Below are 14,208 nucleotides of genomic sequence, written 5' to 3'. Positions count from 1 at the left end.
TTATAGACATACATATTGATTATACATCATATATATTAAGCTTGTAAACTAGACTTTAAAGCAGATTGATTTAAATAATATTTGAATTTAATTTAAATAAAAATATTGCTTTTAGAAAATAATAAAAAGGATATAATTAAATAGAAGGTTGTTATATGTTAGTATATATAATTAGAAAATAAATAAATTTCAATTTAAAAATTGATGTTTAAATAAAAATAGGAGGTACATATGGTTAATACTAAGAAAATAATAAATTTAGGTAATAATATTAATCTTACTTTGATAAAAACAGAGAAGTTTAAATCAAATCTTATAAGTTTGTATGTTCAAAGAATCCTTGATGAAAAAGAAACTACAAAAAATGCTCTAATTCCAGCAATAATAGCAAGTGGAAGTGAAAAATATCCTAGTGCAAGAGCAATATCTAATAAGCTAGATGATTTATATGGTTCATCTATGGGAGCTGATGCTGTAAAGCGTGGAGAGAGACAAGTATTGAGTTTCAAAATAATTAATATAAGTGAAAAATATTTAGATGAGAGTATATTTGAAGAAGTGGTGGAATTTTTTAATGAAGTGATAAATAACACTCTTGTTGTAGGTGGTGGATTTAAAGAAGAATATTTAAATATTGAAAAAGAAAATTTAAGAGAAAAAATACAATCAGTAATAAATGATAAAAAAGAGTATGCACAAGATAAATGTATTGAAGCTATGTGTAAAGGTGAAAGATACAGTATAAGTGAATTTGGTTATGAAGATGAAATAGATAGTATAACTTCAAAAGATTTATATGAACATTATAAAAATATACTTAAAACATCACCAATAGATATAGTTGTAGAAGGTGATTTTGATGAAGATAAGGTTGTAGATATAATAAGTAAGAATCTAAAATTTGAAAGAGAAGATATTATAGATATACCAAGAGCTGATTTTATAAAAAATGTAGATGAAGTAAAAATTGTAGATGAACAAATGGAAATAACTCAAGGTAAACTTGTTATGGGTTACAGAGCAAATGTTGATTATGCAGATACAGATAAATATTATGCTCTTGTTGTTGGAAGCAATGTATTAGGTGGCGGACCTCATTCTAAATTATTTGTGAATGTAAGAGAAAAAGAAAGCTTATGTTATTATGTATTTTCTTCGATAGAAAAGTATAAAAGTATTATGTTCATATCTTCTGGTATAGAAACTAAAGATTATGATAAAGCTGTGAAGTTGATAAAAGAACAAGTAGAAAGTATAAAAGCAGGAGATATATCTGATGAAGAATTAGAAAATAGCAAACTTGCTTTAGTTAACTCTATGAAATCTATAACAGATAATATAGGTGGGATGTCTGATTTTGCTTTTTCTCAGTCTATGTCAAAGACAAATTCTGAAGTAGAAGACATAATATCTAGTATAGAAAAAGTTACTAAAAAGGATATAGTCGAAGCTATAAAAGGTATAGAGCTTGATACTGTATACTTTTTAAGAAATTAATGGAGGAAATGTCTATGGAAAAAATAGTTAATGATATATTGAGAGAAGAAGTTTATTATGAAAAATTGCAAAATGGACTAGATGTATACTTTATGCCTAAAAGAGGCTTTACTAAAAAATATGCTATTTTGGCTACTAATTATGGTTCAAATGATTTGGAATTTATACCAATTGGAGAAGATAAAAAGATTAGAGTAAATGAAGGTATAGCACACTTTTTAGAGCATAAGATGTTTGAACAACCTGATGGAGGAGATGCATTTGATAAATTTTCTAAATTAGGAGTAAGTGCAAATGCATTTACTAATTTCACAATGACAGCATACTTATTTTCTGCTACTGAAAATTTTTATGAGAGTTTAGAACATTTAATTGACTATGTCCAAACACCTTATTTTACAGATGAAAATGTTGAAAAAGAAAAAGGTATAATAGCCCAAGAAATAAAAATGTACAATGATGACCCTGATTGGAATGTATACTTTAATTGCTTGAAGGCAATGTATGTAAATTATCCTGCTAGAATTGATATAGCAGGTACAGTAGATAGTATATATAAGATAACTAAAGAAGAACTGTATAAATGTTACAATACTTTCTATAATCCAGGAAATATGGCTTTATTCGTTGTTGGTGATTTGGATGTAGAAAAAGTTGTAGATGTAACTAAAAAAGCAAATAACTATGATGTAGATAAACTTTCTAAGAGTATAGAGAGATTTTATCCAGAAGAATCTAAAAGTGTAAAAGAAAAAGAAGTCATAGAAAAATTCCCTATATCTATGCCTATGTTTAATATAGGTTTTAAGGATAGTAATGTTGGTTTAAAAGGAAAAGAACTTCTACGTAAAGAGATTGTAACTGACATACTTGTAGGTATGTTATTTAAAAAAGGAAGTAAACTTTATGAAGATTTGTATATGCAAGGATTAATAAATGAAAATTTTGGAGCAGGCTTTTCATCTCAAGTAGATTATGCTTTTAGTATAATAGCTGGAGATTCTAAGGAACCTAAAAAAGTAAAAGATATAATTATTGAGTATATAGAAAACTCAAAAAAAGAAGGTTTATCTAAAGAAGAATTTGAAAGAACTAAAAAGAAGAAGATTGGTTCATTTATTAAGTACTTTGATTCAATAAATTTTATAGCAAACAGTTTTATATCTTATGTATTTAAGGATATAAATATATTAGATTATTTAGATGTTGTTAAAGACATTACTTTTGATGAAGTAGAAGAAAGATTAAAAGAACACTTTAAAGAAGAGTACTGTGTTATTTCTATTGTAGAACCTAAATAAAGATTTACTTATAATAAGAATAACAAGATAAATATTAAATTGTTAGTTTGAATACTTATCTTGTTTAAATAAGAAATAAATTTATAAAATATATTTATGTAAATTAAGTTGAAAAATTTAAGAATAGTATATAAAAATGTATAAGAGGTTGGTGCATAAATGTGCCAATCTCTTTGATTTTAAAGAATTTTATAGTAATCATATTGGTATAATATATGTAATATATTATGAGTATTTGTAGAATTAGTTTTAATATTTTTTGTAGAATTAACATTAATATGTTATCATAATTTAGTATAATTACAATTAATTGTAAAGATAAGTATATTGCTTTGGAAATATTTTTAATTAATACGAAGAGGTGGAGTTATGGATAGAGTGGCATTTACACTATTTGGAATAGACATAATGTGGTATGGAATACTTATGGCATGTGGAATGATTCTAGGAACTTTAATTGCAATAAAAGAGTCAAAAAGAGTAGGAATTAAAGAAGATGATGTATTAAATATAGCTATAATAGCAATTCCAGCAGGACTAATCTGTGCAAGAATCTATTATGTAGTATTTAATTGGAGTTATTATGCTCAAAATATATCTCAAGTCTTTAATTTTAGAGGTGGTGGACTTGCTATACATGGAGGTTTAATTGGTGGAATATTAGCTGGGTATATATACACTAAAGTTAAAAACATTAACTTCTTAAAAATGGCTGATACAGTTATACTTGGAATGCCTTTAGCACAAGCTATAGGGAGATGGGGAAATTTTATTAATGGAGAAGCACATGGAGGGGTTACTAATTTACCTTGGGGAATAATGGTAGATGGAGTAAAGGTACATCCAACTTTTCTATATGAATCTATATGGGATTTTGGTATATTTATAGTTTTATTGCTGTTTAGAAAAAATAAAAAGTATGAAGGTCAAGTTATAGTTACTTATATAACTTTATATTCAATAGGAAGGTTTTTTATAGAGGGATTAAGAACTGATAGCTTAATGTTAGGACCACTTAGAATGGCACAAGTTATAAGCCTAGTTGGAGTGATTGGTGGTATAATTGCACATATTTATTTATCAAATAAAAATAAAAAAAATATTAGTGAATAATAGTTTAAATAGTGAATTTAAGGGAGGTAACTATGGAATTTCATCATGTATCAGTTCTTTTAAATGAGTGTATAGAAAATTTAAAGATAAAGCCAGATGGAGTGTATGTAGATTGTACTATGGGAGGAGCAGGTCATTCTAGAGAGATAGTAAAAAAACTATCAGATAAGGGATTATTTATAGGCTTTGACCAAGATAAAAATGCTATAAACACAGCAAGAGAGAGATTGAGCGAATATAAAGATAGAGTAAAGTTTGTTCATAGCAACTTTGAAAATATAAAAGAGGAATTAGAAAAAATAGGAGTTTACAAGATTGATGGCGTGTTGGCAGATTTAGGAGTATCATCTCATCAACTTGATGAAGCAGACAGAGGTTTTTCTTATATGCAAGATGCACCACTTGATATGAGGATGGATGTTAGATGTGAGTTTTCTGCATATGATGTTGTAAATACTTATACAGAAGATGAACTTGCTAAGATAATAAAAGATTATGGAGAAGACAACTGGGCTAAACGTATAGCTAAATTTATAGTTGAAGAAAGAGCAAATAAATCAATAGAAACTACAGGTGAATTGGTAGACGTAATTAAAAAAGCTATTCCTAAAAAAGCTAGAATAGATGGACCTCATCCAGCTAAAAGAACTTTTCAGGCTATACGAATAGAAGTAAATAATGAACTTGGAGTAATTACGAAGATGATAAATGATGCTTCTTCTATAATGAATGAAGGTGGAAGAATATGTATAATAACATTTCATTCATTAGAAGATAGAATAGTAAAGAATGCATTTAAATATCTAGCATCAGATTGTATATGTCCACAACATTTACCTATATGTCAGTGTGACAAAGAATCTGAGGTAAAAATAATAACTAGAAAACCAATATTACCTAGTGATGAAGAAATAGAAGTAAACCCACGTTCAAGAAGTGCTAAGTTAAGAGTAGCAGAAAAAATATAACTTATACAATTTAGGATTAAAAAGTAAGTTTATGTAAAGAAGAGCTATTATAAGCAATTAAAAAGTATGATAAATTGTGTAGTATTAGAAGGTAATTGTGAAACAATTGATATTATAAGGCATATTTCTGTTATTGATATAAGTGATTAAGATTGAGATATAAAAATATGGAGATATATAATATAATGAAGAGATTATTAATAAAAAATAGATAAACTAGTTACATATTGTACTTATGGAAAAGATTATCTGAATATAGTATAAGTAATAAAAATAAATAAAAATTAGTAAATAACCTATAGATTCAATATAAGAGTATAAGTGAATTTATAGGTTATTTTGTTGTGTATAGAAAAAAGTACAATTAGATTGTGTATTAGTGTATTAATTTAGCGATGGAATTTTAGAGGAAGAGATATGATTAATAACAAATATAGTATAGAGGAAAATTTAAAATCTATATTATCGGGGTGATAATTTGAAAAAAAATTATAAAATACATAATCTAAATGAATATAAAAATAAGAAAAAGAATAATTATAAAAAGAGAAATAATAAAAAAATAGGGGCTAAATGTATTTTATTGATTGCAACCTTTACAGTAATAATATTGAATCTATGTGGTTATTCAAAAATCTCAGAAATGAAGTATGACATTTATTATTTACAAAAAGATTTAAGAAAAAAAGAGATAGTACTAGAAGAACTAAAGGCAAAAGAAACTGAAAAAACATCGATAAAAGAAATTGAGCTAAAGGCAAAAGAATTGCTCAATATGGACTATCCAAAAGATGGACAAATAAAGTATATAGATGTGGATAACTAGGGGGAATAGATTTGAGAAAAGTAAAGAGGATAAGTAAAAAAAGACTGGTACTCGTTCTTATTCTAGCATGTGCATTGTTTTTTTGCCTTGTTATTAGGACTGGATACCTACAACTTATGAAAGGTAACTGGTTAAGTACAAAAGCATTAGAACAACAAACAAGAGATATACCAATAGAACCTAAAAGAGGAACTATATATGATAGAAATATGAAAGAGTTAGCAGTAAGTGTAACTAAGTATACTGTCTGGTGCAAACCTGTAGAAGTAGAGGATAAAAAGGAAGCAGCACAAAAGGTAGCTGACATTTTAGATGAAGATTATAAAGACATTTACGCTTTAATAAGCAAAAAAAATATGGCTCTTGTAAAAGTCAAAAGATGGATAGATGATGATAAGGCAAGCCAAATAAGAGATGCTAAACTGGGTGGAATATGGGTAGCAGAAGATAATCAAAGATATTATCCATATGGAAACTTTGCACCATATGTACTAGGACATACTTCTTCAGATGCAACAGGTATATCTGGTATAGAGATGCAATATGATAAAAAATTAAAAGGAAAGCCTGGGAAATTGATAGTGAGTACTGATGCTTCAGGAAGAGAAATACCACAAGGAATGGAAAAGTATTATGAACCTGTTCAAGGGAATGGACTTGTTTTATCTATAGACGAGGTAATTCAACACTATACTGAAAAAGCAGTACAAAAAGCTTATGAGATAAATAATGCAAAAAAGGTTACTGCAATAGCTATGAATCCTAAAACTGGTGACATACTTGCTTTAGCATCAAAACCAGACTACGACCCTAATGATTCGAGAACACCAATATATCCATATTATCAAGAAGAACTTGAAAAATATAATGATAAAGAGAAAATAAAAGGTTATTATCAAATGTGGAGAAATCCAGCAGTAAGTGATACATATGAGCCAGGTTCTACATTTAAACTTATCACATCTTCTAGTGCACTTGAAGAAGGAGTGATTAAAGATGGTGAAAAATTCACATGTACAGGTAGTGTAACTGTTGGAGGAAGAAAGATTAAATGTTGGAGACACTATAGACCTCATGGAACACAGGAGTTTAAACAAGCAGTACAAAACTCTTGTAACCCTGTATTTGTTGAGTTAGGAAGTAGATTGGGTGTTGGAAAAATGTATGATTATATAGAATCTTTTGGTCTTATGGATAAGACTGGTATCGATTTACCAGGAGAAGCTAAAGGAATACTGTATAATGAGAAAAATGTAGGTCCAGTTGAATTGGCTACAATATCGTTTGGTCAATCTATATCAGTGACACCAATACAACTTATAACAGCTATATCATCAATAGCAAATGGTGGAGATTTAATGCAACCAAGAGTTGTAAAATCTTATACTGATAATAAAGGTAATATAACTGAAACAGTAAAGCCAAAAAAAGTAAGAAGTGTTATATCTAAAGAGACATCTAAGAAAATGTTAGAAATTGCAGAGTCAGTTGTAAGTGAAGGTGGAGGAAAGATAGCGTATATACCAGGATACAGACTTGGTGGAAAAACTGGTACAGCTCAAAAAGTTATAGATGGTAAGTATGCACAGGGAAAATATATATGTTCATTTGTTGGAATAGCACCTTGTGATGACCCACAAATTGTAGTTCTTGCTATTGTTGATGAGCCAACAGGAGTGAGTGCATTTGGTAGTACTACAGCAGGGCCAATAGTAAAAGAAATAATGAACGATTCATTAAAATATTTAGGAGTTAAACCTGTATATAAAGAAGAAGAGAAAGCTGAATATGAAAAGAAACAGGTTCAAGTGCCAGATGTAAGAAATCTAAAAATTGGTGATGCTGTGAAGGCTTTAGAAGATGCTAAGTTAAAACCAGATTTAGATACAGATATAGAGCTTCCAGAGAATACAAAGGTAAAAGATATATTCCCAAAACCTGGAGTAAAAGTTAATGAGGATTCAAGTATAACACTATATTTTGAGAAGTAAAAAGTAACAGATAATTAACATATACCCATAAACATCTTCAAAAAAACAGAAATATAGTATATAATTATAAAGTTAAGAGTTATCGTAGGCAATGTATATATAACGGTATACATTGCCTTTTGTTGCTAAGACAATATAACTAAAGGTTTTAAAGGAGGAGTTTGATAATGGAGTGCTTAACAATAAAAGAGTTAGTACTTGCAACTAATGGGAAGTTAATATATGGAGATTATAATGACTGTGTAAGTGATATAGTTATAGATAGCAGGGAAGCAAATGCCCAAAATGCATTTGTAGCCATAGTTGGAGAAAATTTAGATGGGCATACATTTATGAAGTCTGCATATGATAGTGGATGCAAAACTTTTATAAAAAGTGAAAGTAATGGAATAAAATTAGAAAGTTCGGATATAAATTTAATAGAGGTAAAAGATACATCTTTAGCTCTAGGAGATATCTCAAGATATTATAAAGAAAAATTTAATATTCCATTTATAGGTGTTACAGGTAGTGTAGGAAAAACTACGACTAGAGATATGATATATTCTGCTATATCCGCAAAACTAAACATATTAAAAAATGAAAAGAACTTAAATAATCATTTTGGAGTTCCATTGACTTTATTTAATCTAAATAAAGAACATGAGTGTGCTGTAATAGAGATGGGAATGTCTGGATTTAATGAAATAAAATATTTAGTAGATATAGTAAATCCCAAAATTGCAGTAATATCAAACATAGGATTATCACATGTAGAAAAACTAGGTTCACAAGAAGGTATTTTAAAAGCAAAGATGGAAATCACTTCTAATTTTGATGAAACAAATACTTTAATTGTAAATGGAGATGATAAGTTTTTATCTACATTAAGAGAAAAAGAACATGTGTATAAACTAAAAACATTTGGATTCAACAAAAACAATGATATTTATTGTGAAAGTTATACTATGGAAGAAGATAATCTTACATTTATATGCGTTATAGATGGAAAAAAAGAGGAAATATTTATACCAACAATAGGAGAACATAATATATATAATGCTATGTCTGCAATATTGGTTGGAATGTGTCTAAATATTTCTTTAGATTATATAAAAAAAGGTTTAAAAAATTTTAAAGGGACAAAAATGAGACTAGACATAATAAAGAATGAAAAATTAACAATAATTAATGATTCATATAATGCTAGTCCAGATTCTATGGATGCTGCTTTAAAGATACTTGGAAGATATAAAGGTAGAAGGGTAGCAATACTTGGAGATATATTAGAAATGGGTGAAATTTCAGAGTATGGTCATAGATTAGTAGGAAAATCATCTATGAATAATACTGATGTTATAATAACTATAGGTGAAAATTCAGTGTTTATTGGAGAAGAGGCAAAACAATTAGGATTTAATACAGCCAATATATATCACTTTGAGAATAGAGAAGAAGTACTTAACAAGTTAGATGAATTAGTAAAAACAGGAGACACTATTTTAGTAAAAGGCTCAAGAGGCATGAGATTAGAAAAAATAGTCGAATATCTAAATAAATAAGCTTAAACTAATGAGTTGATTGACAAGGGAGAGGAGTTTTACGATGTTAGGAATAACAGAGCTTACGTACACCGCATTGATTGCGTTTTTAATAGTAATTATAATAGGACCAATATTTATACCAATGCTTAGAAAATTTAAATTTGGTCAGACGGTTAGAGATGATGGACCTCAAACACATCTAGCAAAAAATGGAACACCTACTATGGGTGGAATTATAATGATAGTGGCAATTCTAATAACTGGACTTACAAGAGTAAAAGTTAGTCATGATATGGCAGTAGGTCTTATATGTATTGCAGGTTTTGGTTTTATTGGTTTTTTAGATGACTTTATAAAAATAAAGTTAAAAAGATCACTTGGATTAAAAGCATATCAAAAAATAATCCTTCAAGTTGCATTATCTTTTTATGTTGCTTTTTATCAGTATACATCATCATCAAGTGCTTCACAACTTATGATACCATTTACAGATTTTGTAATAAATGTTGGAATATTATATATACCAATAATGATGTTTATAATCGTAGCAATAGTAAATGCTGTGAATTTAACTGATGGATTAGATGGATTGGCATCAGGAGTAACTTTAATAGTTTCTGTATTTTTTATGCTATTTGCAAGTTCTATTGCTGGAAACACAGAAGTTGCAGTTTTAGCAGCAGCAACTGTTGGAGCATGTTTAGGCTTTTTAGGATTTAATTCATATCCAGCGAGGGTATTTATGGGAGATACGGGTTCAATGGCATTAGGTGGTGCAGTTGTAGCATTTTCAGTTCTAACTAATTCAGTGCTTATAATACCTATAATTGGAGGAATTTACTTTGCAGAAGCTCTATCAGTTTTGATTCAAGTTGGATATTTTAAAGCGACAAGAAAGAGATTCTTTAAGATGGCTCCAATACACCATCATTTTGAACAATGTGGTTGGCCAGAGACAAGGGTTGTATTCGTTTTTTGGATTATCACAGTTGTTTTAGCTTGGATAAGTATAATAGCAGTATTTTAGAGGTCTAGGGGGAATTAAAAATGAACTTAAAAGGAAAAAAAGTTTTATTAGTAGGACTTGCGAAAACTGGCATATCTACAATTAAACATTTAGATAAATTAGGTGCAAGTATAATAGTGAATGATATTAAAGATGAAAATAAATTGAAAAACATACTTGATGAATTGAAATCTATAAATGACATAGAATACATATTAGGGCATCATCCAGAGGATGTAGATAACATAGATATGGTAGTAGTATCTCCAGGAGTACCACTAGACCTTCCATTTATCTTGAAATTAAAAAATTCAGGCAAGTATATAATTGGTGAAGTAGAATTAGCTTTTAAATTATCAAATAATCCAACTTTTATAGGGATTACAGGTACAAATGGTAAGACAACTACAACTAGCCTGGTAGGAGAAATTTTTTCGAGAGCAAAAAGAGATACATATGTAGTTGGTAATATAGGAAATCCTGTAATAGATACTATAGAAACTTCAAATGAAGAGTCTGTGCTTGTAACTGAACTAAGCAGTTTTCAACTTGAGAGCATAGATGAATTTAGACCTAAAGTAAGTGCTATATTAAATATTACAGAAGACCATTTAAACAGACATCACACTATGGAAAAATATATAGAAGCAAAAGCAAATATATTTATGAATCAAACTGCTGAGGATTTTTGCATATTAAATTATGATGATGAGATAGTAAAAGGTCTGGCTGACAAATGTAATGCTAAAGTAATTTACTTTTCGAGAACTCAAAAAGTAAATGGAGGAGTATATTTAGAAAATAATGACATAATAATAGATATAGATGATAAAATCAAGTTTCTAAATAAAGATGATGTAAGTTTACCTGGAGGTCATAACTTAGAAAACTGTATGGCAGCTATAGCAATAGCGTATGTCTGTAATGTTGACTTAGAAGTCATAAAGGATGTATTGATGACATTTAAAGGAGTTGAACACAGACAGGAATTTGTAAGAAACTTAAACAATGTAATATATGTAAATGATTCAAAAGGAACTAATCCAGACTCTACTATAAAAGCTGTTCAGTCTTACAATAGACCTATAATACTTATAGCAGGAGGAATGGATAAAGGCAGTAATTTTGATGAACTTTTTGAAACTGCAAAGTCATATGTTAAATCAGTAGTCTTGTTAGGAGAAACTGCATCAAAGATAGAAAATTGTGCCAAAAATAAAGGATTTAATGACATACATATAGTAAAAGATATGGAAGAAGCAGTTAAGACTTCTCATGAGATTTCAAAAAGTGGAGATATAGTGCTTCTTTCACCAGCTTGTGCAAGTTGGGATATGTATGAAAGTTTTGAAGTAAGAGGAAAAGACTTCAAAGATAATGTAAACAATTTAAAATAATCTCTTACCTCTAAACTTACTTAAATGGAAGAATGGAGGTATATTAGTTGGATGCCTAAAGAAAATTTGAAAAAACAAATTGACATAAGGATGAAGACTGAATTTGATGGAGTAGTATTTTATACTACTATGCTTTTAGTATTTGTAGGAATAGTTATGGTGTTTAGTGCAAGTTTTATACAATCTTCATTTAAACACAATGATGCGTACTATTTTCTAAAAAAGAATGTAATATATGCTATACTTGGGTTTATAGTTATGATTATTACATCAAGGATAGATTATAGTTTTTGGAAGAAAAATGCTACAGCAATTGGAGCTATAGCAGTAGTATTATTATTGTTAGTTCTAACCCCTTTAGGGATAGAAGCAAACGGAGCAAAAAGATGGCTAGGAATAGGTGCTTTAACATTTCAGCCTGCAGAAATAGCTAAGTTTGCTACAATAATATTAACTGCAAAATTAATTGAGAAAAATTATGATAAGATAAAATCTTTGACAAAAGGTGTTGTACCACTTCTCGTAGTTCCAGGGATATTTTTTGCGTTGATAATACTTCAGCCAAATCTATCAACAGCAGGTACTGTAATTCTAGTTACATTTGTAATGATATTTGTTGCTGGGATGGATATGAAAATTGTATTTGCTATGATTGGAAGTGGGGCTGCTTTATTTGCTGCATTAGTAATTGCTGAACCTTATAGACTTAGCCGTGTTACATCGTTTTTAGATCCTTTCCAAGACCCTCTTGGTAAGGGGTATCAGGTAATACAAGGTTTATATGCACTTGGTTCAGGTGGATTGTTTGGTCTAGGCTTAGGAAAGAGTAAACAAAAGTATTTTTATATACCAGAGCCACAAAATGACTTTATATTTGCTATAATAGGAGAAGAGTTAGGATTGATTGGTTGTATAATAGTTATTATGCTATTTGTAGCCTTAGTCTACAGATGTGTAAGAATAGCTTTGAAGACTTCTAATGTATTTGCTTGTATGGTTGTCATAGGTATAGGGGCACAAATTGGAATACAAGCAGCTTTAAATATAGCAGTTGCAACATCATCAATGCCAGCTACAGGTGTAGCACTACCATTTATAAGTTATGGGGGAACCTCGCTCACCATCTTTATGGGAGCTATAGGTATAGTGTTAAACATCTCAAAGCATGTCAAAATTAATTAACAGGAGATGATGATTTGATGAAAGTTTTATTATCAGGCGGTGGAACTGGAGGGCATGTGTATCCAGCTATAGCTATTGCTAACAAAATAAGAGATGAGCATCCAGACGCTGAGATAATTTTTGTTGGGACGGAAAAAGGAATAGAATCAGAAATAGTTCCTAAGTATGGATTTGAATTAAAGACTGTAACAGTACAAGGATTTAAGCGAAAAATAGACTTCGATAATGTAAAAAGAGTTTTTAAGCTTTTTAAAGGTTTAGAACAATCAAGAAAGATTGTTAAGAAATTTAAACCAGATGTAGTTATAGGAACTGGTGGATATGTTAGTGGACCTGTTTTATTTAATGCATCTATGGGGAAAATACCAGCCATAATACATGAGCAAAATTCTTTTCCTGGTGTAACTAATAAGATTCTATCTAAAACAGTTACAAAGGTACTTACAAGTTTTGAAGATTCACATAAAAGATTTCCAGAGACAGCAGAAGATAAATTAGTTTTTACAGGAAATCCAGTTAGAAAAGAAATTTTATTATCAAGAAAAAATATTGCAAGAAAGAATCTTGCAATAAGTGAAGAAAAAAGAATGGTTCTTTGCTATGGTGGTAGTGGAGGCTCAAGAAAAATAAATGATGCAATGAGACTTGTGATAAAGAACATGGTGAATGAAGATATAGCTTTTATATTTGCAACAGGGAAAAGCTATTATGATGAGTTTATGGAAAGTATCAGTGATGTAAATCTTAAGCCATACCAAAAGGTTGTACCTTACTTAGAAGATATGGCAAATGCACTTGCAGCAAGCGATTTAGTTATAGGTAGTGCAGGAGCAATTTCATTAGCTGAAATAACTGCTCTTGGAAAGCCATCTATAATAATACCTAAAGCATATACTGCTGAAAATCATCAAGAGTATAATGCTAAAAGTATAGAAAAGCAAGGTGCAGGAATTGCAATTTTAGAAAAAAATCTAACTCCAGAGAGCTTAAATACAGCAGTATTTAAACTTTTAGGAGATAGAGAACTTTTAGTTGATATGGCAAATGCAAGCAAAACTATAGGGAAACCAGAAGCCATAGACCTTATATACGATGAGATAATAAAAGTATATAATTCAACACAAAAGTCCTCATCTAAAAAAACAAAAAAAGAAAAAGTTGCTGAAGAAGTAAAAGAAATAAAAAAAGAAGCAACTCCAAGTATAGAAGGTCAGGCTAAAGTGATAGGAATAAAGAAAAGGTAAATCAATATTTACCCCTAATTTATAATATATTAGATTTTCTAAATTATTATAAATTAGGGGTTTATTTGTATGCACACAAATTTAAAGGTATGAAATGTATATAGTATTTTGTATTTATTTTGATGAAGTATTGATTTATTTATATTTATTTATATTTTAT

Annotated in this window: 11 protein-coding genes; all 11 read left to right on the top strand. The window is 29.1% G+C overall.

The window, feature by feature from the left end:
* Positions 1 to 231 precede the first annotated feature (231 nt).
* The 11 genes from yfmF (at position 232) to murG (ending at position 14,048) form a co-directional block, all read left to right on the top strand.
* The gene (gene yfmF / locus KGF38_RS05835) at positions 232 to 1,497 is read left to right on the top strand and encodes an EF-P 5-aminopentanol modification-associated protein YfmF (protein WP_074178512.1); all 1,266 of its coding nucleotides are present in this window, start codon (positions 232 to 234) and stop codon (positions 1,495 to 1,497) included.
* A gap of 14 nt (positions 1,498 to 1,511) precedes the next feature.
* Positions 1,512 to 2,798, top strand: a complete 1,287-nt coding sequence (gene yfmH / locus KGF38_RS05830; RefSeq protein ID WP_074178511.1) for an EF-P 5-aminopentanol modification-associated protein YfmH — start codon at positions 1,512 to 1,514, stop codon at positions 2,796 to 2,798.
* A 369-nt stretch (positions 2,799 to 3,167) separates the two neighbouring features.
* A complete protein-coding gene (gene lgt, locus KGF38_RS05825) occupies positions 3,168 to 3,911 on the top strand; it encodes a prolipoprotein diacylglyceryl transferase (RefSeq protein ID WP_054271228.1) in 744 nt (247 codons plus the stop codon).
* Between the two features lie 32 nt (positions 3,912 to 3,943).
* Positions 3,944 to 4,879, top strand: a complete 936-nt coding sequence (rsmH, locus tag KGF38_RS05820) for a 16S rRNA (cytosine(1402)-N(4))-methyltransferase RsmH (protein ID WP_054271227.1) — start codon at positions 3,944 to 3,946, stop codon at positions 4,877 to 4,879.
* A gap of 478 nt (positions 4,880 to 5,357) precedes the next feature.
* A complete protein-coding gene (locus KGF38_RS05815; RefSeq protein WP_054271226.1) occupies positions 5,358 to 5,705 on the top strand; it encodes a hypothetical protein in 348 nt (115 codons plus the stop codon).
* 11 nt (positions 5,706 to 5,716) lie between these two features.
* Entirely contained in the window at positions 5,717 to 7,696 is a 1,980-nt protein-coding gene (locus tag KGF38_RS05810) for a stage V sporulation protein D (protein ID WP_054277280.1), read from the top strand.
* Positions 7,697 to 7,863: 167 nt separating this feature from the next.
* Positions 7,864 to 9,237, top strand: coding sequence for a UDP-N-acetylmuramoyl-tripeptide--D-alanyl-D-alanine ligase (locus KGF38_RS05805; protein ID WP_074178510.1), 1,374 nt, complete (start codon positions 7,864 to 7,866; stop codon positions 9,235 to 9,237).
* Positions 9,238 to 9,280: 43 nt separating this feature from the next.
* Positions 9,281 to 10,246, top strand: a complete 966-nt coding sequence (mraY, locus tag KGF38_RS05800) for a phospho-N-acetylmuramoyl-pentapeptide-transferase (protein WP_021385460.1) — start codon at positions 9,281 to 9,283, stop codon at positions 10,244 to 10,246.
* Positions 10,247 to 10,266: 20 nt separating this feature from the next.
* Positions 10,267 to 11,622, top strand: coding sequence for a UDP-N-acetylmuramoyl-L-alanine--D-glutamate ligase (gene murD / locus KGF38_RS05795; RefSeq protein ID WP_074178509.1), 1,356 nt, complete (start codon positions 10,267 to 10,269; stop codon positions 11,620 to 11,622).
* Positions 11,623 to 11,673: 51 nt separating this feature from the next.
* On the top strand, positions 11,674 to 12,804 hold the full coding sequence (spoVE, locus tag KGF38_RS05790; RefSeq protein WP_021385452.1) for a stage V sporulation protein E: 1,131 nt from the start codon (positions 11,674 to 11,676) through the stop codon (positions 12,802 to 12,804).
* 17 nt (positions 12,805 to 12,821) lie between these two features.
* The gene (murG, locus tag KGF38_RS05785) at positions 12,822 to 14,048 is read left to right on the top strand and encodes an undecaprenyldiphospho-muramoylpentapeptide beta-N-acetylglucosaminyltransferase (RefSeq protein ID WP_054271222.1); all 1,227 of its coding nucleotides are present in this window, start codon (positions 12,822 to 12,824) and stop codon (positions 14,046 to 14,048) included.
* Positions 14,049 to 14,208 lie beyond the last annotated feature (160 nt).

It is taken from the genome of Clostridioides sp. ZZV14-6387 (genome assembly GCF_020657835.1).
Lineage (GTDB): Bacteria > Bacillota > Clostridia > Peptostreptococcales > Peptostreptococcaceae > Clostridioides > Clostridioides difficile_A.
Note: the sequence above shows the minus strand (reverse complement) of the source record. Positions and strands in the feature narration are given on the sequence as shown.

Coding starts and splice junctions, on each gene's coding strand:
- rsmH (WP_054271227.1), top strand. CDS start 3,944: ATGGAATTTCATCATGTATCAGTTCTTTTAAATGAGTGTATAGAAAAT.
- yfmF (WP_074178512.1), top strand. CDS start 232: ATGGTTAATACTAAGAAAATAATAAATTTAGGTAATAATATTAATCTT.
- mraY (WP_021385460.1), top strand. CDS start 9,281: ATGTTAGGAATAACAGAGCTTACGTACACCGCATTGATTGCGTTTTTA.
- yfmH (WP_074178511.1), top strand. CDS start 1,512: ATGGAAAAAATAGTTAATGATATATTGAGAGAAGAAGTTTATTATGAA.
- lgt (WP_054271228.1), top strand. CDS start 3,168: ATGGATAGAGTGGCATTTACACTATTTGGAATAGACATAATGTGGTAT.
- murG (WP_054271222.1), top strand. CDS start 12,822: ATGAAAGTTTTATTATCAGGCGGTGGAACTGGAGGGCATGTGTATCCA.
- spoVE (WP_021385452.1), top strand. CDS start 11,674: ATGCCTAAAGAAAATTTGAAAAAACAAATTGACATAAGGATGAAGACT.
- KGF38_RS05805 (WP_074178510.1), top strand. CDS start 7,864: ATGGAGTGCTTAACAATAAAAGAGTTAGTACTTGCAACTAATGGGAAG.
- murD (WP_074178509.1), top strand. CDS start 10,267: ATGAACTTAAAAGGAAAAAAAGTTTTATTAGTAGGACTTGCGAAAACT.